This is a genomic window from Halalkalicoccus sp. CGA53 (assembly GCF_036429475.1).
GTDB lineage: Archaea > Halobacteriota > Halobacteria > Halobacteriales > Halalkalicoccaceae > Natronorarus > Natronorarus salvus.
In genome coordinates this window covers 3,580,930-3,598,836 of sequence record NZ_CP144125.1, presented here as the reverse complement: position 1 = coordinate 3,598,836, position 17,907 = coordinate 3,580,930, and the positions used below count along the sequence as shown (strand labels likewise).

General features: G+C 67.7%; 25 protein-coding genes. 5 read left to right on the top strand and 20 right to left on the bottom strand.

Annotated features, from left to right (window positions below):
• Window positions 1-6: 6 nt before the first annotated feature.
• The 7 genes from V2L32_RS20195 to V2L32_RS20165 form a co-directional block, all read right to left on the bottom strand.
• A complete protein-coding gene (locus V2L32_RS20195; RefSeq protein ID WP_331234415.1) occupies window positions 7-306 on the bottom strand; it encodes a hypothetical protein in 300 nt (99 codons plus the stop codon).
• Window positions 307-318: 12 nt separating this feature from the next.
• Complete coding sequence (locus tag V2L32_RS20190) at window positions 319-1,278, bottom strand: helix-hairpin-helix domain-containing protein (RefSeq protein ID WP_331234414.1); 960 nt, start codon at window positions 1,276-1,278, stop codon at window positions 319-321.
• Window positions 1,275-1,670, bottom strand: a complete 396-nt coding sequence (locus V2L32_RS20185; protein ID WP_331234413.1) for a hypothetical protein — start codon at window positions 1,668-1,670, stop codon at window positions 1,275-1,277. The genes V2L32_RS20190 and V2L32_RS20185 overlap by 4 nt, the downstream gene beginning before the upstream one ends.
• Before the next feature lie 31 nt (window positions 1,671-1,701).
• On the bottom strand, window positions 1,702-2,109 hold the full coding sequence (locus V2L32_RS20180) for a hypothetical protein (RefSeq protein WP_331234412.1): 408 nt from the start codon (window positions 2,107-2,109) through the stop codon (window positions 1,702-1,704).
• A gap of 30 nt (window positions 2,110-2,139) precedes the next feature.
• On the bottom strand, window positions 2,140-2,271 hold the full coding sequence (locus V2L32_RS20175; RefSeq protein ID WP_331234411.1) for a hypothetical protein: 132 nt from the start codon (window positions 2,269-2,271) through the stop codon (window positions 2,140-2,142).
• 22 nt (window positions 2,272-2,293) lie between these two features.
• Entirely contained in the window at window positions 2,294-2,812 is a 519-nt protein-coding gene (locus tag V2L32_RS20170; protein ID WP_331234410.1) for a hypothetical protein, read from the bottom strand.
• Window positions 2,813-2,991: 179 nt separating this feature from the next.
• The gene (locus V2L32_RS20165) at window positions 2,992-3,804 is read right to left on the bottom strand and encodes a creatininase family protein (RefSeq protein WP_331234409.1); all 813 of its coding nucleotides are present in this window, start codon (window positions 3,802-3,804) and stop codon (window positions 2,992-2,994) included.
• A 103-nt stretch (window positions 3,805-3,907) separates the two neighbouring features.
• Between V2L32_RS20165 and V2L32_RS20160 the strand changes: the two genes are divergently transcribed.
• A complete protein-coding gene (locus V2L32_RS20160) occupies window positions 3,908-4,399 on the top strand; it encodes a DUF2062 domain-containing protein (RefSeq protein ID WP_331234408.1) in 492 nt (163 codons plus the stop codon).
• 86 nt (window positions 4,400-4,485) lie between these two features.
• On the opposite strand, the gene V2L32_RS21205 is transcribed toward V2L32_RS20160, so the two are convergent.
• Window positions 4,486-5,295: a redoxin domain-containing protein gene (locus tag V2L32_RS21205; protein WP_409348387.1), complete on the bottom strand. Its 810-nt coding sequence runs from the start codon at window positions 5,293-5,295 to the stop codon at window positions 4,486-4,488.
• A 55-nt stretch (window positions 5,296-5,350) separates the two neighbouring features.
• Complete coding sequence (locus tag V2L32_RS20145; RefSeq protein WP_331234407.1) at window positions 5,351-5,779, bottom strand: TRAM domain-containing protein; 429 nt, start codon at window positions 5,777-5,779, stop codon at window positions 5,351-5,353.
• A 107-nt stretch (window positions 5,780-5,886) separates the two neighbouring features.
• Here V2L32_RS20145 and V2L32_RS20140 point away from each other — a divergent pair, with 107 nt between their 5' ends.
• The gene (locus V2L32_RS20140) at window positions 5,887-6,264 is read left to right on the top strand and encodes a hypothetical protein (RefSeq protein ID WP_331234405.1); all 378 of its coding nucleotides are present in this window, start codon (window positions 5,887-5,889) and stop codon (window positions 6,262-6,264) included.
• 24 nt (window positions 6,265-6,288) lie between these two features.
• On the opposite strand, the gene V2L32_RS20135 is transcribed toward V2L32_RS20140, so the two are convergent.
• The 6 genes from V2L32_RS20135 to V2L32_RS20110 form a co-directional block, all read right to left on the bottom strand.
• The gene (locus tag V2L32_RS20135; RefSeq protein ID WP_331234404.1) at window positions 6,289-7,473 is read right to left on the bottom strand and encodes an MFS transporter; all 1,185 of its coding nucleotides are present in this window, start codon (window positions 7,471-7,473) and stop codon (window positions 6,289-6,291) included.
• A 73-nt stretch (window positions 7,474-7,546) separates the two neighbouring features.
• The gene (locus tag V2L32_RS20130; RefSeq protein ID WP_331234403.1) at window positions 7,547-7,963 is read right to left on the bottom strand and encodes a DUF3830 family protein; all 417 of its coding nucleotides are present in this window, start codon (window positions 7,961-7,963) and stop codon (window positions 7,547-7,549) included.
• A 267-nt stretch (window positions 7,964-8,230) separates the two neighbouring features.
• Complete coding sequence (locus V2L32_RS20125) at window positions 8,231-9,463, bottom strand: iron-containing alcohol dehydrogenase (RefSeq protein WP_331234402.1); 1,233 nt, start codon at window positions 9,461-9,463, stop codon at window positions 8,231-8,233.
• Between the two features lie 62 nt (window positions 9,464-9,525).
• The gene (locus tag V2L32_RS20120; protein WP_331234401.1) at window positions 9,526-10,116 is read right to left on the bottom strand and encodes a hypothetical protein; all 591 of its coding nucleotides are present in this window, start codon (window positions 10,114-10,116) and stop codon (window positions 9,526-9,528) included.
• The gene (locus V2L32_RS20115; protein ID WP_331234400.1) at window positions 10,116-10,955 is read right to left on the bottom strand and encodes a DsbA family protein; all 840 of its coding nucleotides are present in this window, start codon (window positions 10,953-10,955) and stop codon (window positions 10,116-10,118) included. The genes V2L32_RS20120 and V2L32_RS20115 overlap by 1 nt, the downstream gene beginning before the upstream one ends.
• A gap of 126 nt (window positions 10,956-11,081) precedes the next feature.
• On the bottom strand, window positions 11,082-11,690 hold the full coding sequence (locus tag V2L32_RS20110) for a CDP-alcohol phosphatidyltransferase family protein (protein WP_331234398.1): 609 nt from the start codon (window positions 11,688-11,690) through the stop codon (window positions 11,082-11,084).
• 313 nt (window positions 11,691-12,003) lie between these two features.
• Between V2L32_RS20110 and V2L32_RS20105 the strand changes: the two genes are divergently transcribed.
• Window positions 12,004-12,240: a hypothetical protein gene (locus V2L32_RS20105; RefSeq protein ID WP_331234397.1), complete on the top strand. Its 237-nt coding sequence runs from the start codon at window positions 12,004-12,006 to the stop codon at window positions 12,238-12,240.
• Between the two features lie 63 nt (window positions 12,241-12,303).
• A complete protein-coding gene (locus V2L32_RS20100; RefSeq protein WP_331234396.1) occupies window positions 12,304-13,599 on the top strand; it encodes a hypothetical protein in 1,296 nt (431 codons plus the stop codon).
• A 35-nt stretch (window positions 13,600-13,634) separates the two neighbouring features.
• On the opposite strand, the gene V2L32_RS20095 is transcribed toward V2L32_RS20100, so the two are convergent.
• The 3 genes from V2L32_RS20095 to V2L32_RS20085 form a co-directional block, all read right to left on the bottom strand.
• A complete protein-coding gene (locus V2L32_RS20095) occupies window positions 13,635-14,858 on the bottom strand; it encodes an aminotransferase-like domain-containing protein (RefSeq protein ID WP_331234395.1) in 1,224 nt (407 codons plus the stop codon).
• A gap of 135 nt (window positions 14,859-14,993) precedes the next feature.
• Complete coding sequence (locus tag V2L32_RS20090) at window positions 14,994-15,341, bottom strand: hypothetical protein (protein ID WP_331234394.1); 348 nt, start codon at window positions 15,339-15,341, stop codon at window positions 14,994-14,996.
• Window positions 15,342-15,466: 125 nt separating this feature from the next.
• Entirely contained in the window at window positions 15,467-15,781 is a 315-nt protein-coding gene (locus tag V2L32_RS20085; RefSeq protein WP_331234393.1) for a DUF7853 family protein, read from the bottom strand.
• Window positions 15,782-15,878: 97 nt separating this feature from the next.
• On the opposite strand from V2L32_RS20085, the gene V2L32_RS20080 reads away from it, so the two are divergent.
• Window positions 15,879-16,169: a hypothetical protein gene (locus V2L32_RS20080; protein ID WP_331234392.1), complete on the top strand. Its 291-nt coding sequence runs from the start codon at window positions 15,879-15,881 to the stop codon at window positions 16,167-16,169.
• 5 nt (window positions 16,170-16,174) lie between these two features.
• Here the strand turns inward: V2L32_RS20080 and V2L32_RS20075 are convergent, their stop codons facing one another.
• The gene (locus V2L32_RS20075) at window positions 16,175-16,567 is read right to left on the bottom strand and encodes a DUF7522 family protein (protein WP_331234391.1); all 393 of its coding nucleotides are present in this window, start codon (window positions 16,565-16,567) and stop codon (window positions 16,175-16,177) included.
• Between the two features lie 520 nt (window positions 16,568-17,087).
• A complete protein-coding gene (locus V2L32_RS20070; protein ID WP_331234389.1) occupies window positions 17,088-17,894 on the bottom strand; it encodes an enoyl-CoA hydratase/isomerase family protein in 807 nt (268 codons plus the stop codon).
• Window positions 17,895-17,907 lie beyond the last annotated feature (13 nt).

Below are 17,907 nucleotides of genomic sequence, written 5' to 3'. Positions count from 1 at the left end.
TCGATCTCACTCGTCGACGGCGATCCCGGTCACCGCGGCGAACCGGTCGGGATCGAACCCGACGCTCCCGACGAGCGAAACCATCGGGTGTCCACGGAGCCGGCGTGCCTGACCGTAGCTGAGCCGTACGACCGCGATCCCGGAGCGGTGATGAACGACGAGTCGATCGGCCGTCCCGAGGAACGTCAGTACCGCCCCCATGAATTCGTCGTGGTCGACGGACCCTTGGCTCCGGACGAGGAACGCACCCTCGGTCGTCGGATCCGGTCGCGTCACGTCGACACGAGCCCCGAATCGTCTCGCCATATCCACGCCCGGTCACCCCTTCGAGAGGAGCGTGCGGGCGTACTCGATCCACCGCTCGGCACGGTGGGGTGTGACCTCGAGGACGTCTGCCATCTCATCCGGGTTGCTCGCGGCGAACTGATCGAGCCGGGTGATCCCCGCCTCCTCGAGGTGTCCCGCGCGAACCCGTCCGATACCGGGGATCTCCCTGACGTCGATACGCTTCGGAGCGTCGAGTTCGGTCTCCTCGATGGCTCGCTCCTCCTCGCCTCTCGCCGCCCGCTCGGAGATGACGAGGTCGACCACCGGCTCCACCTCCGGTGGGACCACCGAGTACGGCGAGGGGAACTGCGCGACGACGGTGTCGGGGACCTCGTCGTCCGTCGTCTCCGTGTCCACGGCTCCGACGGTGAACCCAGCACCCTCCAGTCGCTCGATCGCACCCTCTCGCGGGAGGTACCGGACTTCGGGCACCTCGCGGAGTGCCGCGGTCTCCATCGGGCTGCGTCGACGCACCGTGAACCGGACGTCGCTGAGCGTTCCCGCCGACACCGTCTCCCCGAGCGAGGGGAGCTGGAAGCGGATTCCATCGTCGGAGGTGATGACGTTCGCTTTCAGGTCGAACTCGACGTCGCCCACCGTGTACTCGGTGCTTGCCCCCTCCAGTTCCTCGCGAACGCCACCGACGGCGGTCGTGAACTCGGAGAACAGCTCCGTCGGAACGAGTCTCGGCCGCTGTTCCTCGATCGCCTCGAGGCGCTCTCGGAGTTCCGTTCGCTCCCCCTCGAGGGCTTCGATCCGTCGCTCGAAGGCGTTGCGTTCGCCCCGGAGCTCGACGAGTCGCGTCTGGAGGTCGACCAGTAGCTCCTCGCGGTCGTGAACCGCCCGCTCGATCGCCGCGCGCTCGACGGGCTCGAGCTTCGAGGCGTCGACGCGGGGGAGTTCCTCGAGCACGAAGACACCGAGCTCCCGTTCGGACTCGCGTGAGCTCATGACCGTCGACGCTCGGGCGGCACCTGGACGATCTTCAGTCTGACGTCGCTCGTCACTTCGGCGCTCGCGTCGTACGCCGAGGCGTATCGCGGCCCGATCGGTGCGACCGTAATACCCGGACGGATCGCCCGGAGCTCGCCGTCGCGTGTCTCCTCTCTCCCCTCCAGCGAGACGGCGATCTGCAGGTCGACGTCTACCTCGGAGAACTGGAGCCAGGTCGCGTCCACCTCGTACGGGAGGTCGCCGCGCTCGACCGCCCGTTCGATCTCGCGCTGGACGGCCATCGACCGCCGGTCGAGCTCCTCCTGGCTCTCCGCGACCGAGCGGGCGACCTCGCGTATCACCTCTTTCATCGGTCGCGAGACCCACCGATCGACCGCCCGGTCGGACACGGCTACGGCCCCCCGTCCGCCACGGGTCCCATCATTCGTCCGGCTCCTCGGGCACGTCGACGTCTGTCGCCGGGTCCTCCACCCGCTCCTCGGTCGGCAGGAGCTCAACGGGGAGCGGAACCGAGACCAATCGGGCGCTGAGCGAGGCGTTCTGGCTCATCTCGCGGGCGAACTTCCGGTGTTCCGAGACCTCGTACGTCTCCGCGCGGAGCAGGAGCTCTCGCCCCTCCGCGTCGCGCGTCGACTCCTCCGACTCGGTCACCCGTACGTCGAACTCGAGGTCGATCGTCGCCTCCTCGAACTGGTAGCGCGTCGGGGTGAACCCGAGCTCGAGCAGCGATCGGCTCTCCGGCTCCGCCGCTTCCGTTCGCACCCGTCCGTCCTCGTCGAGCGTCCGGGTGACCCGCGGGACGACGTCCACCCGCTGCTCGGCGAGCACCCGTAGCACCTCCGCCGTCGAGAGGTCGAGTTACGTCTGTGCCTCAGCAACCCCCTCGGCGGTGAGATACACCAGGTCCGCGAACGACACCTCCTTCTCTCGGGTCGACCGGCCCTCGAGGGGGAGCGCACGCCGCTGTAGATCGGTGACTCTGATCGGCATGGGTCACCGGGAGGTGGTCCGATCACTCATCGGGGCTCGGGCGGTTGTCCACCGTCAGGACCTCCGGGAACAGGTACGGCGGCTCCGGAACCGGCACCATCGTGGTCTTCAGTTTGCTCGTCCCGTGGACCTCCTTGCCGAACTTCCGATTGTGGCTGACGTCGATGTCGACGCGCGCGCTCCACAGTCCGTAGCCGAACTTCGCCCCGGCGCTGACGTCGATGCTCGTCTCCCGCTCGGTCGTCGTCTTGATGTCCATCTCCACCTCGATCGTCGCCTCGCTGAACTGGTAGAACGTCGGGAACATCCCCGCCTGTATCAGCGAGACGTCGATCGCATCGGCCGAACTGTACTCGACCTCCCCGTCGGCCGTAATCGTCCGCGTGATCGCCGGCACAACCTCGATCTCCGTCTCGGCCAGCACCTTCGCAACCTTTACGGAGTTCATGTCCAACTGGTTCTGTGCGTCGGCGATGCCCTGTCCCATGCTCGCCACCATCTCCGGGAACGGCACGTCCAACAGCTCTTGCCCGACTGACATTGGCTCTCGACAATTATATCACTACCGTTCATTATAAATAATCCCGTCGGTCCGACGCTCTTTTTTTTACCGAGTAGCGTCCGGATCGGTCGATTTCTACAATCTCTGCTATCGCGTTCGGTCGCCCCACTCTCCACCGGCCCAGGGCCCCCGAGACCGATCTCCGGCCCGACGACGGATCACCCCCTCGTCTCGAGCGCCTCCACCAGCGAAACGACCTCCGAGACCGCGGCGTCGACGAGCCGCTCGCCCGTCTCGGCGGTCGCCACGGTCGGATCGCCGAGGTTCCCGGTCGGCGTCAGCTCGTCCATCTCGCTCGCGGTGAGCGACCACCCCACTCGGTTCTCGCCGAGCGCGTCGTAGTCGGTGAGCGGGAGCGATTCGGTAGGTACGTCGACGCGCTCGGCGCGGTCCATCCGGACCAGTTCGGGATAGAGCGCGAGCATGATGCTCGTCTCGAACTCCGAGGCGTGAAACGACGTCTCGCCGCTCCGGATCTCGGCGGCCACGTCCGAGAAGAGCTCGACGAGCGGGAGGTGAAACGCCTCGATACCGCCCTCGCGAAGCTCGCGGACGGCGATCTCCAGTTCGGGGTCCTGTGCGAGGTAGTGGCCGTTGAGCAGGAGGACGTGCTCGATACCCCAGTCGGCCGTCGAGGCACAGAGCTCGGTGACGTAGCGCCGGAACGTCTCGCTCGAGACGGTGAACGTCCCCGGCTTGAACGTGTGGTGCGGGCTCACGCCGTACCAGACCGGTGGGGCGAGCAGCGCGGGAGCCGCTCGGGCGACGCGCTCGCCGATCGCCTCGGGCATGAAGACGTCGACGCCGAGCGGGAGGTGGTGGCCGTGTTGCTCCGTGGCGCCAACCGGTACCAGAAGCGTCGCGGTCCGTTCGGTCGCCGTCTCGATCTCCTGCCAGGTCATCTCCGCGACGCGATACGGGTGCTCTCCGTCGTCGCTCTCACCGGTCGTCGGTTCTGCTCGATCTGCCATAGCCCCCCCTACAGCGTCTCCCGACTTCACCGGATCGGATATCGACCCGGCGACAGATCCGCGGCTGGGAAGTTTATACGTCTCGGCCGCTACCTGTCGGTAGATGGTCCGAGAGCGCCTCGTGAGGTATCGGGCCGAGGTCCGCCGCGAACTCGAAGCCGCCTTCGACGAGCGCTCGTCCCCGCACGCGGTCGCCGGGAGCTTCGCCCTCGGCGTATTCATCACGGCGCTCCCGACGCTCGGGACCGGTTTCGTCGTCTTCGCCGCCGTCCTCCTTCTCGTCGACCGCGTGAACAAGGCCGCGCTGCTCGCCTCGGTCATCGTCCTCAACCCCGTCGTGAAGTGGGGTGTCTACGCGGCGAGCTTCTGGCTCGGGACGCTGCTTCTGGGCCCCGTCCCCGGCATCGCTCCGACCGAGATCGAACTCTCGCTCTCGGCGGGCCCCGAGATCGTCCACCGACTGCTGCTCGGAAACCTCATCCTCGCGGTGGTCTTCACCCTCGTCGGCTACTGGGTCGTCCTCCGGCTCGTCCTCGAGTACCGGACGAAGGAGATCGACGTCGAAGAGATGCTACCCGAACTCCCCTCGGACTGATACGGACTGCTGTCCGGCCGTACCGCTCGGACCGGCACCCCCTCTCGGTCTGCGCGGTAACCAGGGACAGCAGTCCGTACGAACGGTCAGGACTCGATCGCCGTCGCTATCTCGTCGAACGGCGGCACCTCCGGCCACTCGCCGGCCACCCAGGCGTACTCGACCTCGCGGTCCTCGCCGACGACGAAGACGGCGGGCCGTGGCTCGGAGACGCCGGTCATGCCGTCGAGGTCGTGGACGACGTCGTACGCCTCGGCGACGCCGTTGGCGGGGTCGGAGAAGAGGGGATACGGCCGCTCGCGGGACTCGACGAACCGCTGGTGATCGAACGGCTGGCCGATCGCGACCCCGACCACCGCCAGGTCGTCGCCGCCCCACCCCCGGCGTCCGACCTCCCGCCACCAGTACAGCGACTTCCCACCCCAGTCGAGCGGCGTGAAGAAGAGGAGGACCGAGCCCGACTCGGCGACGAGCTCCGAGAGTGAGCGGTCCTCCCAGCCCTCCGTCGTGACGAGCGGTCGGGTGAACTCGGGCGCCGTCTCCCCCTCCTGGGGGTGCTTCGAGGGAGGGAACGGGACCACCTCGAACGGGAACGTCGAGTCGCCCTCCTCTACCTCCTCGTCGCCGTAGCTCCGATCGAGGTACTCGACGATACGGCCGCTCTCGGGCATCGTCACCCCCGTCCCCTCGTCGACCAGCAGCGGTACCGACCGCGTCCCGGCGACGCGGGCGACGGCGTTCCGGCGGCTGTGTTCGCCCGGTACGAACACGGAACGGTAGGCCAGTCCGTACCGTTCGAGCCGCCTGACGACCCGTTCGCAGTACGGACAGCCGTGGAGCCGGTAGAGCGTGATCTGTCTCGCGTCCCCGTCTTCGCGGTCCTCTGTCGTTCTCATCGTCACCGGTTCGCACGCCCCCCGCTTGAACCTGTCCTCTCGCGCCCCGTTCGGCTCACTCGTAGTACTCTTCGCGCTCGGTGACCTCGGCGAACGCGACGTTCTCCCGGACGGTGGTGACCCGGACGGTGACGCGCTCGCCCTTCTCGGTGTCGGGCACGATGAGGACGTATCCCCGCTCGACGCGCGCGATGCCGTCGCCCTGCTCGCCGATCCCCTCGATGTCGACGACCCGCTCGTCGCCCTCGGTGACGGGCGGCGTCGGTCCCTCGTGCGACGCCGACGCCTCTCGGCGGTCGGGATCGCTCGCTCGCTCCCCGTCGGCCACGTCGGCCTCTCGCGCGAGGACCGCGACCCGGTACACCGAGTCCGCGTCGGTCTCCCCGAGCGTGACCTCCCGCTCGGGCAGCTCGATCACGTACGATCCCGCTCGCTCCTCGACCGGCGCGCTGAACAGACACAGCAGGTCGTCTGAGAGTTCCATGGTTGGCCCTGTTTTCGGTATCTGGTGCCCTGATCGTAATGAGTGTGCTGGTCCGTCTCTCCCGGGTCTCCGTAAGCTACAGGCGACCCGCGAACGGAGAGTCGGCCATGGCAGAGACGACCACCACGGTCCCGACCGCCGGCCTCGTCGCCGGTGGCGTCCTCGTCGTGCTGGGTATCGGCTCCTACACCCTCTCCGGGTTCGCGAGCGTCACGGCCCTCATCCCGGCGTTCTTCGGTCTCCTGATCGCGCTTCTCGCGGTCGCTGGACGGCGTCGGGACAGGCCGCGACTCGCGAGCTACGGGATCGCAGCCCTCGCGCTCGTCGGCATCGCCGGCTCCGCTCGCGGTCTCCCGGACGTGCTCGCGCTCCTCACCGGGGGGACGGTCGACTCGACGGTCGCCGCGGTCTCCCAGGGGGGGATGATCCTCGTCTGCCTCCTGTTGCTCGTCGTCGTCGGGAGCGCGCTCCTCGGCGATCGGTGACGGCCTCCGGTGGCGTTCGGGACGTCAGTAGCCGAGTCCCAGCAGCCCGTTCGCGGCGAGCGCGCAGAACGCGAGCGAGAGCAACGCGGTGAGAACCCCGAACGAGGCCGACCAGCCCGCGAGGTCGGCGACCGCACCGACGACGACCGATCCCGACGAGGATATCACCATGTTCACCCCCTGGGTGAGTCCGAAGCCGGCGCCGCGCTCCTCGCTCGAGAAGCAGTCCATGAACCGGGCCATCACCGCGGAGAAGGCGCTGAGGCCGACGCCGACGAGGACGACGGCGACGAGCACCCAACCCAGGCTGGGTGCGGCGACGAGGCCGAGGAGGCCGGCGGCCGCGAGGCCGAGACAGACGAGCGTCACTGGATCGCGGCCGTAGGTGTCCGAGACGGAGCCGACGCCGACCTGCGCGACGCCCTGGACGACGAAGAAGACCGAGAAGACGGTCGCAGCGAGCGTGCCCGACTGGTCGTGGTGGTCGATCAGGAACGTGGGGAGGAACGAGGCCAGGCCCTGCCAGACGAAGGTGATGATCACGGCGAGGAGGACGGTGAAGGCGATCTGGGGCCGCGAGAGCGTTCGTTTGAGCGGGTCGAGCCCGAACTGTTCTCGGACCCGGAGGCCGGGTCGTCGTGGCTCGGTGGGGCGTATCTTCCACGCGAAGAGGACGAAGACGGGGACCGCGACGACGACGCCGATGGCGACCCCGAGTCGCCAGCCGTAGCGCGCGCCGATCCAGGCCGCGAGGATCGGCGCGAGCAGGCCACCGCCGGTGCCGCCGAGGGTGTGCAGTCCGATCGCCGTCCCGACCTCGTCGTAGGTCCGGGTGAGCAGGGTGGTCGCGACGCTGAAGTGAAGCCCCGCGAGCGCGCCGAGGACGACCGTCGCGAGCGCGAAGAGGACGAACCCCGGGGCGAGCGCGATCAGGAGGCTTCCGAGCGCGGTTCCGAAGACGGCGACGAGGATCACCGGCCGTTCGCCGTAGCGGTCGGCGAGCACGCCGCTCGGGTACTGTGCGAGGCCGTAGGTCAGCCACATCCCTGTGAGCGCGAGGCCGACGATGGCGTTCGAGACGCCGAACTCCGCGGTGATCGCGGGAACGAGCGGACTGATCGCCAGCCGTGCGACCATCGTCGCGAAGAGCGCGAGCGTACAGAGCGCGAGGACGGTCTGACGATACCGCCACCCCACCGTTGCCGTCATGGAGAAGGCTCGTCCGGTCTACGAGGACAGGTCCCAAGGCCGTGACGGTTCTCCGATGCGATTGCCGGCTTCGCTACGCCTCGCGGATCGTGATCGACTTCGCGCCCTCCTCGAGCGTGCTCTCTTCGAGGGCTCTGAGTTCATCGCGGGTTGCCGAAAGCGTCGCGACGTGGTTGCCCGCGAGTTCGCCCGCGGGGCTCTTGAAACAGGTCGGCCCGCAGGCCAGCAGGATCTCCTGTTCGTTCCTGTATCCCGGATAGAGCAACACGTCACCCCGGGAGGGGTAGACGGTGTGGTTCTCGCGCGGGATCTCGGGGAGGTCGACCTCGTCGATGTTCACCCAGGTCGCGTGGCCGCTCCACCGGACGTGTTTGAGCGTCGATTCGTGAGGTAAGACGTCGAGGAGGGCGGCGACCGACTCGGGCGCTTCCTCGGGGAGCAACTCGCCACGGAACACGGTTCCTTCGACGTCGAACTCGAGACGGCCCATCCGTCGTGGCTCTCGTGCGCTCGGATAACTCTATCGGAGCAGTTCGCTCGCTCTCCGACCGACCGGACCACTTTCGCCGGAAGGCGGTCGTTTATAACTCGGCCGTGCATCGTCGTACCATGGCAGCGTCGAACCACCCCGACCGCCAGTATCCGAAGTGGTACTGCGAGGGCTGCGGGAAGCTCCTCCGTATCGACCCCTGTCCACACTGTCCGACGGACGACGCCGTATAGACGGCTCGGTTCGACCCCGCACGACCGCTCCGACCTACGACCGACGGGGCCCCTCCGGATCGAGCGCGTCGTCGTAGACGACGGTGAACAGCGCCTCGATCTCCGCCTTCGTCGGCTTTCGCGGGTTGTTCTCGGGCGAGCCGGAGTCGAGGGCGTCCTGTGCCATCTTCGGGACGACCTCCAGGTACCCCTCGCGCGTCGGTATCTCGCCAAACTCGTCGAGATACGAGGTGAGCGAGACGTCCGCACAGAGGTCGAGCACCGCCTCGCTCGCGAGGTCCGCCGCGACCCTGTCGGGCGTCTCCTCGCCCGCGATCTCGAAGATCCGGGCGATCTCCGCGTACTTCTCCGGTGCGGCCATCGCCGAGAACTCCATGACGTACGGCAGGAGGATCGCGTTCGCGAGGCCGTGTGGGAGGTGGAGCTGTGCGCCGAGCGGACGGGCCATCCCGTGGACGAGCGCGACGGAGGAGTTCGTGAACGCCTGTCCGGCCTGGAGCTGAGCGACGAGCATCTCCGAACGCGCCTCGAGGTCGTCGCCGTTCGCCCAGGACTTCGCGAACGAGTCGGCGATCCGGCGGATGGCGTTGCGCGCGAAGTCGTCGGAGACGCTGTAGGCCTTCACGGAGACGAACGCCTCGATCGCGTGCGTGAGCGCGTCGATCCCCGTGAACGCGGTGTGGCTCCTCGGTAAGCTGCGGACGAGTTCGGGGTCCTCGATCGCGACGTCCGGGACGACGTTCTGGGAGACGATCAGGAACTTCGTCGCGTTCGCCTCGTCGGTGACGACGACCGACCGGGTCGCCTCGCTCCCGGTTCCCGTCGTCGTGTTCACCGCGATCAGCGGCGGCGTCGGGTTCGGGACGCCCTCGTAGCCCGCGCGGTCGACGCCGAAGTCGCGGAGCTCCCCGTCGTTCGTCGCGAGGATGCCGACGCCCTTGCCGGCGTCGATCGACGACCCACCGCCGAGCGTGACGATCACGTCACAGCCTTCGGACTCCCAGCGCTCGTGGGCCGCCTCGATGTTCTCGACGGTCGGGTCCGGCTGGACCGAGGTGTACGTGACGACCTCCACCCCCGCGTCGTCGAGCACCGAGAGGAGGCGGTCGCCGTGGATCTCGAAGATCTGCTCGGTCGCGACCACGAGCGCCCGTCGTCCGTAGAGGAAGGCGTACTCCCCGGCGCGTTCGACCGCACCCGTCCCTATCGCGACTTTCCCGGGGGAGACGAGGAGCCGGGGTCCGTGACTCGGATCTGGATACTCCATCGTAGTCGTTCGTCACACGTCGATGGCGGCCATATAGTTTGGCCCGGTCGGCCGTCGAGCGCTCACCGTGGATCGACCGGACAGCCGCGGATCTCCCCGCCACGCATCCCCTTCGCGAGCCAGACCGTCGAGAGCACGAGCGCCGCGACTGCGAGCACCGTCAGCTCGTAGCCGTCGTAGGGCATGAGCGCGACGAGCCCGGTCGCGCCGAACAGCCCGAGGACGCCCATCAGCAACACGGAGCCACACGCTGCACAGCCGGCACCGAGCGCGCCGAGCGTCACCGCGCCGATACTGCCCGAGCCCCCGGAGAGCGAGACGTCGTGCTCTCTGAGGTGGTAGACGAGCACCGCGAGGTTGATCCCGATGAGCGCGCTCATCACGAGGAGTATCGCCTCAGCGAGGGGATCGGTCATCCCACCGACGAACGGGTACAGCGACGTGAACAGCTCGAACCGCGCGTCCATCGGGAGCGGCCCGGAGATCACCAGGTCGCGGACGAGCGGGACGTTCTCCGCGACGACCAGTGTGGTCAGGCCGACGAGTCCGGCGACGACCGCGAGCGCGGCGTACATCGGGATCGTGAGGACGAGGCCGACCGCACGGCCCGTGACGCGCCAGTCCGCCGCCCGGGTGGGGAGCCAGGAGACCATTACAGCTCCAGCGCGCTCCTGAACACGCGCACGTTCTGGTGGCCCGTCACGCGGGTGACGTACTGTCCGTCGCGGAAGAGGTAGAACGACGGCGTCGTCCGCCCGGTTCCGGCGTTCTGCCCGGCGCTGACGTTCACGTCGAACGCTTCGTCGTACTCGCCGCCGCGGGCCGCTTGCACCACTTCGTCGCCGTCGACCCCGTCGAACTCCGCGAGGAACTCCCGGGTTCGGTCGTCGATGTTGTTCCGGTTGAGCGAGTTCTGGTTCTGGAAGTAGAAGTGCAACAGCTCCCAGAAGACCTCCCCCTGCTGGTCCCAGGTGGCGAGCAGCGCCTTCGAGGCGACCTCGGGCCAGATCCCCCGACCCGTGGGGTAGACCCGGGCCACGTACGCCGCATCGCCCGGCTCGACCAGCTCCTCGACGACCTGCGGGAACGTGCGGGCGTGAAACGACCGGCAGACGTCACACGCCGGGTCCGTGAACTCGACGATCGTCGCGGTGGCCTCGGCCGGATCGCCCATCCGCGGCTGGACCATCACGTCCCGGGCGGCGGCGCTTCCGGACGGGGTGTTGTCGGTCTCGCCGCCGTCGCCGTCGCCGACCTGTTCGTCGTCTGCCGCCCCGTCGTCGTCGGCTTCGCCCTCCTCGTCACCGTTGTCGTCCCCGTCGTCTTCCGCGTCGTCGTTCCCCTCGTCGTCCCGGTCCGGCGTCTCGGTCGGCGTCTCCTCCGGGTCGTCGCTGCTGTTCCCGCCCGATCCGCTCCCGGCGTCGTCTGCGACACATCCTGCGACACCGACCAGACCGAGACCTGCGGTGGTAAGGAGGGCCCGACGTTTCATACTCCAGTTATGAGCGGCTCAGCACATACTTACGCGGTACTTAATTCACGGTTCAGGAATCCTGCACGGTATTAGCCCGCGTCTATCTCGTTTCAGGACGTTTCACCGAGGTGGGATCGGCCCGACTCACCGGAGGTCGCGCCAGGCCCAGGCGAACCGCTGGAGCGCCGTCACGTGGCTCACGACCGCGAAGAGGGCGAGCAACAGGCCGACGACGGTGAGTCCGGCGACCTCGACGCGCACCCAGGTCGCGAGGATGCTCGTTACCCCGACGAGGACGAGGATGTCCGCCCTCCCCAGCAAGCCGCCGTAGATCCGACCGAGGCCGACCGCCTGTGCCTGCGTCCCGAGGTACGCCGTCAGCAACACGCCGGTGATCGCGAGCAGCCCGAGGACGTACTGTTCGACGCCGAGGGTGAGCCCCCCGAGGATGACGACGTCGCCGTAGCGGTCGAGGGCGTGGTCGAGGAAGTCGCCCGCCTCCGAAGTGGTCCCCGTCTCGCGTGCGAGCGCCCCGTCGAGCACGTCGAGCAGGCCGCTCACCAGGACGAGCAGGCCGGCCGGGAGGTACCACATCGGGTCGCTCCCCGCGACGTACAGTAAGACGCTCGCGACGACCGCGACGGCGAACGCGACCGTCGTGACGACGTTCGGTGTGAGTCCGAGCCGTTCGGCGATCGCGACGAACGGGACGATCGCGCGGTCGGAGACCTCTCTGAGCTGATCGAGCGTCATGCGTCGTCCGACCGGTCGACGAGTCGGGCGCGAGCGGTGGGCTGTGGGTACCGGAGGGTGGAACCGTTGCGTTCGACGGGCATGTCTCGGGTATCGGCCCGTCCCGCCTAATACACACCGATGGTCCGGGCTCGGTGGCTCTCGGGGAGAATCAGGACCGACCTCGGCCCCGAGCCGCGACGGCGAGGAGCGAACGATAAGGTATGAGAAACCCACTAGCTGTTTGAGTGTACGGTACGACTGACTGAACAGTTCACCACACGGATCTCTGGCGCAAGAACTAAGTGACTAATCCACATACTAGGTGATTAGTATGACTCAGTATCACGATCTCGTGCTCCTGTTCATCCCGCTGACCCTGCTCGGGGTTTCGGGCCCGCTCGCGCTCGCGGGCGTTTCGCTCTCGATCGCCGTCCCGATCGGGGCGGGTCTCGCCATCGCGATCATGACCCACGCGCTGTTCGTCCGCGCCCGTCGCGATCACCCGACCCCCTCGTCGACTCGGGAGACACCCGCTTCGCCACCCACACCGACCCCCGCCGACGACTGAGGTCGGCCGGCCGGGTCGTCGAATCGGCAACCTATATATCACGTACCCCTGAACCGACGGGACATGCGTCGCTCTGCCGTCGTCGCCCTCGTGCTGGTCACGATCGCGTTCGCGTTCGTCGGCGGCCCCTCGCTGTTCACCTCCCCATCGACCAGCGACGTCCTCCCCGAGGAGGACGAGGGACCCGACCTCGTCCAGTTCGAGGGGTCGGAGAGCGCGTTCTGGGCGTACCTGAACGCGCGGGAGTCGTTCGAGAAGCGGAGCCCGATCAACGTCGTCGTCCGGGGTGAGACCGACGAGGTGGTCCGTCTCCTGACCGAGGAGGGCGAGACGGAGTGGGAGGAGCTCGACGAGGACCACGAGGACGCCGAGCCCGGCACCTACTCGTTCCTCGCGGACGAGGGCCACCACGCGACCGGGACCGAGTGGGGCGAGGCCGCCGGCACCACCAGGTACGCCTTCGTCGACCCGGGCGACGGCGAGGGGCGCTGGGTGACGGAGACGCTCCAGCTCGAGGACGGCGACTACTACGGCCACCGGATGCACATCCGGCTCTACGAGGCGCCGAACAGCGAGGACCGGTGGGTCGCCATGCAGGCGCACACCGAACACTTCGACTGGTTCACCCTCCGTCACCGCGTCGACGGCGTCGAAGCCGCCCAGCTCTCCATCGAACGCGACTTCATGTCGCTGCCACAGGTGGACAACCAGTCGGACGTGACCCGGATCAACCTGGAGAACGCCGGCCCCTCGGACGCCGACGGCTGGGCGACGCTCGTCGACCTGGTGGGACTGCTGATCGCCCCCGCGCTGGTCGGGCTGACGGCTGGTCGACGCGCCTCGACGGAGACGAGTCGAGCGATCGACGAGCACCTGACGCCGGTCGACCGCGCCCGGATTCACGCCGTCACCGACCGGATCGAACCCCGTCACCTGCTGCTTGCGGCGGCGATCCTCACCCTCTTCCTCGGCGTCCGCGTCGTGGGGATCGCGCTCGAACGACACGTCGAGACGCTCTCGATGCACGCGATCGCGGCGCTGCTCTACCCCGTCGTCGCCCTCGGCATCCCGCTCGTTACCTACGCGATCGCGACCGGCCTCGAACGTCGGATCGACGCGGCGATCGTCGCCTCGCTCTCGCTCTCGCTCGCGGTCTGGCTCGACTACGGGATCGTCGGCGTCGACTCGCTGCCGATCGACGTCGTCCTCCAGCGGATGCTCGTCGTGGTCGCCCTCGGGTTGATCGCCGGGGGGGCCGCGAGACGAGCGACGCGCGAGAGCCGGTTCAACGACATGCTGCTCGCGGGGACTGCGCTCTGGACGCTCGTCCTCCTCGCGACGCTCTTCGGCTACGTCTGATCCGCGCTATCACGAGAGACTACGACCGTCCCTTATCACTCGGCGGGCAGCGCGCTTCGGACCGTTCGGGCGAGCGCCGCGATCCCTCGTTCCATCCCCTCGGGTGACGCCTGGCTGTACGAGAGTCGGAGCCCGTTCTCGCCCCGATCGTCGGGGTAGAACATCGACCCCGGCAGGTAGACGACGCCCTCCTCGGCCGCCCGCGGGAGCAGTTCCTCGGTGTCGATCCCCTCCGGAAGCTCGACCCAGACGAAGAAACCACCCTCGGGTTCGGTCCAGGTGGCCTCCGGGGGCATCGACGACTCCAGACAGCGGAGGAGGTGATCTCGCCGCTCCTCGTACGCCCGGCGGAGCTCCGGAACGCCCTCCTCGAGCCGTCCCTCGGCGCAGTATCGCCCGAGCACACCCCTGGTGAAGGTGTTCGTCCCGCCCGCGGCGAGCCCGCGGACCTCCCGGACGATCTCCTCGTGACCGATCACCCAGCCGGTTCGCACACCGGGCGCGATGGTCTTCGAGAACGTCCCGACGTGGACGACTCGCCCCTCGTCGTCGAGTTCGGCGAGCGTCGGGAGCGGTTCGCCGTCGAAGCGCAACTCGCCGTAGGCGTCGTCCTCCAGGATCACGAAGTCGTACTCGGCGGCGAGGTCGAGCAGTCGGTGACGGCGGTCGGCCGAGAGCGTCGTCCCGGTCGGGTTCTGGAAGTTCGCTATCGTGTAGACGAGCGTCGGGAGCGCGTCACCCCGCTCGTCTCGTGCCCGGAGCTCGGCCGCGAGCGCCTCGACGTCGAGACCATCCCGATCCACGTCGATCCCGGTGACCTCGACGCCGTAGTTGCGAAAGACGCTCAGCGCGCCCATGAACGTCGGCGCCTCGACGACGATCGACTCCTCGGGGTCGAGGAACGCCCGACAGACCGAGTCGATCGCGTGCGTCGAGCCGTTGGTCAGCAGAAGCTCGCCCTCGCCGCAGTCGATCCCTCTGGCGCGCGCGCGGTCCGCGACGACCTCCTCGAGGTGTTCTGCGTACTCGCCACCGCCGTACTGCAGCGCGACGTCGCCCTCGACGTCGAAGACCGCCCCCGCCGCGTCGACCAGTTCGTCGTTCGGGAACGACTCGGGGAACGGAAAGCCCAGTCCCAGCGGCACCGCGTCGGCGGAGGACACCGACCGCCAGGCGCCGTAGGCGGAGTCCTCCAGGGTCTCGCGCACGGTCTCGGTGAATAGGTGATCGAACCGGCCGTCTCGCTCGGTGGTCTCCATCTACGCGCCTCTCGGTCGCGCCGTCTCAAATACTGCCGGGCCCCGGTAAGGCACACTACACCGTCGGCCGTTACTGTGTAAAGATCCTCGTCACTACGGGGTTCGATACTCCGGAACGACTCACAGCCGACAGTATCAGCCGTCGCTCTCATCGTCGAGCACTCGCTCGATCTCCCCGAGCGCGCCCTCGGGGACCTGCGTGAGGTCGTACCGGTTCGCCGCGCCGCTCTTCGTGTGGATCGCCACCACGTCGAGGTCGGCCAGGATCGTGAGGAGGTAGCCGACGGTCGTCGGTTCGAGCGAGGGGTCGTCGATCTCCTCGAAGACCTGTCTCGCTGTCGGGTAGTGCCTGTCACAGCGCTCGATCGCGGTCCTGATCGAGCCGATGTGCGTCCGGAGGAGACCGTACTGCTGCGGGGAGCGCCGGGAGAGCGCGCTCACGCGCTCTCTCATCGGATCTCCACCTCCGTCGGCGACGGTCACGAGCGAGATTTTATTCCTCTAAATAAAACTCTTGTGGGAATATATGAACTATGGCGAACAGTCGATCGAGGCGACCGACGACATGCTACGGGCTGATGTGGGGGAGATAGTGGGTGAAAGTAGTTTCAGAGGCTCGAGGTTATCGTCCGGAGGAGGGCTTCGAGCGTGGATCGCTCGGTCTCCCACCAGGAGGTGCTGTGGTGGTACTCGGAGACGACGCCCGCCATCGCCGCGAGCTGGTCGTCGGTGAATTCGGTGTAGCCGGCGTCGATCGACTCGAACGCCTGATACACCGCGAGCTCCGGCGGGTCGATCCCGGTCGGGTCCTCCGTGGTCCGTTCCCGGTCGATCCGGTGGAGCAGGACGTGGTGGAGCGTCCAGTGTTCGTCGGGCGACAGCGACAGGCTGACTGTACCGCGTGATCTCGACTGTGCGGACATCTGCGTGGGTCTGATCGGTCGTATGACCCTCCCGGTAATAAGGCTTTGTTAGGACCTACCACACCCCGGACACTCACCTCGTTCGTCGTCGTCTCGTGTGAACTGGGGGCACGATGGCGTTAACCCGCTCGGCGTCGAACTCTCCGGGAAGGAGATGACCGGCGACGACCGCTCACCGCTGGCGGACTGGATCGAGGAGACGTACGACCGTCTCGCTCGCGAGACCGCCGCGCGCGAGGGTGGGCTCCCGATCGAGGAGGCACGCGGCTCGCTCGCCGAGACGGGGCTCGAACGCGGCGACGCCGACTACGCCATCGACCGACTGCTCGAACGCGGCTACCTCTACTCGGTCGGTGACGAACTCCACGTGACCGATCCGGGTCGGTAGACGTCTCACTCGCGATCGTCGTCGAGTTCGGCGAGCACCGACTTCAGTGCCGTCGAGAGCTCCTCGAACCGTTCCATCGAGAGTTCGTCGGTCGTCACCCATACGCCCACCCGACCGTAGATGACGCGGGTGAGATAGCCGTATTCGAACATCCTGACCGTCGCCTGGTACTCCCCGAGCTGACTCCCCTCGTACGTCGCCTGCGAGCGGAACCCGAGGCGTTCGAGCTCCGCGATCCCGACGAGATCGGCGGTGCGATCTAGGTCCGAGCGGAGGTAGACCTGGCCGACCGTCTCGTCGGTGAAGTAGTTGATACTCCGTAGTTCGTCGCCGATCACCGTCCGGCAGACGCTCAGCAGTTCCTCCTCGATCGCCGCGTCGACGTCACGGTACTCCATAGGGCATACTGGCTCGCCGAGGGCAATACGATACCGATCGTAGGGACCCGGACGGGCTGGTCGACCTCCGGGTTACCCCAGCCCGCTCGAGTGCGGCACTCGATCCGGTTCGGCACAGAGCGCGTGCGAACGGATCGGTTTCAGGGGGCGATCGGTGGGACGCTCGTGGGAACGAACTATCACGGTGGAGTCCGCTCTCCGACAGCCTCGCCGGAAGAGAGGCGATCTCCGTCGCCGATCCTACGACAGCGCGCTCGCCGACGAGCGCTCCTTGGCACTTTTCGGGGACGTGGACGTGCAAGCCAGCGTGCCCACCGAAGTGCCGTGACGCGTGGACTGGGTAGGTGGGCTCGGCGAGACGGGGGAACGTCCGTGGGGATCCGACGACCACCGGGGGTGATCTCGACGCCATCGGCAGGTCGTCGGAGTGAATCCTCCACGGGTCCGGGACCGACCCGAAGGACGGGCGGGCGATGGTCGGTACCCCGATCGAGTCGGAGAGACGGCCCTCACCACCGAATCAGGGCTTTTCCACGCCGTGCATCCACTCGATCGCTGCGCCGATCCCCTCTCGTTCCCTGATCTCGAAGAACTCCTTTCCCGGCTCCGTCTGATGCGAGAGCGTCGCGAGATAGCCGCTGTTTCTGACCGCAGGCCTGTATCCCTGCATCTCCGCCACGTCGTTCAGCATGTGTTTCGTGATCTGAACGGTCGCACTCGGTGTCTTCCGTATCGCCTTTACCTCCGCCCGGGCCGCCTCCATGAGCGAGTCGTGTGGGACCGTGCGATTTACCATCCCGATCCGTTCGGCCTCCCGCGCATCGATCGTCTTTCCGGTGTAGAGCAGTTCTCGCGAGTGCTTGAGCCCGATCACGAAGGGATAGATCAGCGAGAGCGGCATCCCACCCATCCGGATCCCGGGGTAGCCGAACGTCGCCCGGTCGCTCGCGATGGTGAGGTCACAGGTCAGCGCGAGGTCGCTCCCGCCGGCGAGCGCGTGGCCGTTCACCGCCGCGATCACCGGGATCGGCAGGTCGAAGACCGTCGTAAAGAGCGGGAGCACGCGCCGACCCCGGTCGAGGCCGTCCTCGACCGTCGGCACGACCCCCTCGCCGGTACCACCGGACTCGGCCAGGTCGTAGCCGGCAGAGAACGACTCGCCGACGCCGGTGAGGATCACCGCCCGGACGCCGTCGTCGACCGCCCGCTCCAACGAGTCGGTGAGATCGTCGATCAGCGCCTCGCTCAGCGCGTTCCGTTTCTCGGGACGGTCGATCCTGACGACCGCGGCACCCGCTTCGACCTCGTACCGGACGTTCTCGGCCATGCGCCGTCTCCGC

Bases quoted from the DNA above. Each gene is read 5' to 3' on its own strand.
- V2L32_RS20195 (WP_331234415.1), bottom strand. From the start codon at position 306: ATGGCGAGACGATTCGGGGCTCGTGTCGACGTGACGCGACCGGATCCG.
- V2L32_RS20190 (WP_331234414.1), bottom strand. From the start codon at position 1,278: ATGAGCTCACGCGAGTCCGAACGGGAGCTCGGTGTCTTCGTGCTCGAG.
- V2L32_RS20175 (WP_331234411.1), bottom strand. From the start codon at position 2,271: ATGCCGATCAGAGTCACCGATCTACAGCGGCGTGCGCTCCCCCTCGAG.
- V2L32_RS20170 (WP_331234410.1), bottom strand. From the start codon at position 2,812: ATGTCAGTCGGGCAAGAGCTGTTGGACGTGCCGTTCCCGGAGATGGTG.
- V2L32_RS20165 (WP_331234409.1), bottom strand. From the start codon at position 3,804: ATGGCAGATCGAGCAGAACCGACGACCGGTGAGAGCGACGACGGAGAG.
- V2L32_RS20160 (WP_331234408.1), top strand. From the start codon at position 3,908: ATGGTCCGAGAGCGCCTCGTGAGGTATCGGGCCGAGGTCCGCCGCGAA.
- V2L32_RS21205 (WP_409348387.1), bottom strand. From the start codon at position 5,295: ATGAGAACGACAGAGGACCGCGAAGACGGGGACGCGAGACAGATCACG.
- V2L32_RS20145 (WP_331234407.1), bottom strand. From the start codon at position 5,779: ATGGAACTCTCAGACGACCTGCTGTGTCTGTTCAGCGCGCCGGTCGAG.
- V2L32_RS20140 (WP_331234405.1), top strand. From the start codon at position 5,887: ATGGCAGAGACGACCACCACGGTCCCGACCGCCGGCCTCGTCGCCGGT.
- V2L32_RS20135 (WP_331234404.1), bottom strand. From the start codon at position 7,473: ATGACGGCAACGGTGGGGTGGCGGTATCGTCAGACCGTCCTCGCGCTC.
- V2L32_RS20130 (WP_331234403.1), bottom strand. From the start codon at position 7,963: ATGGGCCGTCTCGAGTTCGACGTCGAAGGAACCGTGTTCCGTGGCGAG.
- V2L32_RS20125 (WP_331234402.1), bottom strand. From the start codon at position 9,463: ATGGAGTATCCAGATCCGAGTCACGGACCCCGGCTCCTCGTCTCCCCC.
- V2L32_RS20120 (WP_331234401.1), bottom strand. From the start codon at position 10,116: ATGGTCTCCTGGCTCCCCACCCGGGCGGCGGACTGGCGCGTCACGGGC.
- V2L32_RS20115 (WP_331234400.1), bottom strand. From the start codon at position 10,955: ATGAAACGTCGGGCCCTCCTTACCACCGCAGGTCTCGGTCTGGTCGGT.
- V2L32_RS20110 (WP_331234398.1), bottom strand. From the start codon at position 11,690: ATGACGCTCGATCAGCTCAGAGAGGTCTCCGACCGCGCGATCGTCCCG.
- V2L32_RS20105 (WP_331234397.1), top strand. From the start codon at position 12,004: ATGACTCAGTATCACGATCTCGTGCTCCTGTTCATCCCGCTGACCCTG.
- V2L32_RS20100 (WP_331234396.1), top strand. From the start codon at position 12,304: ATGCGTCGCTCTGCCGTCGTCGCCCTCGTGCTGGTCACGATCGCGTTC.
- V2L32_RS20095 (WP_331234395.1), bottom strand. From the start codon at position 14,858: ATGGAGACCACCGAGCGAGACGGCCGGTTCGATCACCTATTCACCGAG.
- V2L32_RS20085 (WP_331234393.1), bottom strand. From the start codon at position 15,781: ATGTCCGCACAGTCGAGATCACGCGGTACAGTCAGCCTGTCGCTGTCG.
- V2L32_RS20075 (WP_331234391.1), bottom strand. From the start codon at position 16,567: ATGGAGTACCGTGACGTCGACGCGGCGATCGAGGAGGAACTGCTGAGC.
- V2L32_RS20070 (WP_331234389.1), bottom strand. From the start codon at position 17,894: ATGGCCGAGAACGTCCGGTACGAGGTCGAAGCGGGTGCCGCGGTCGTC.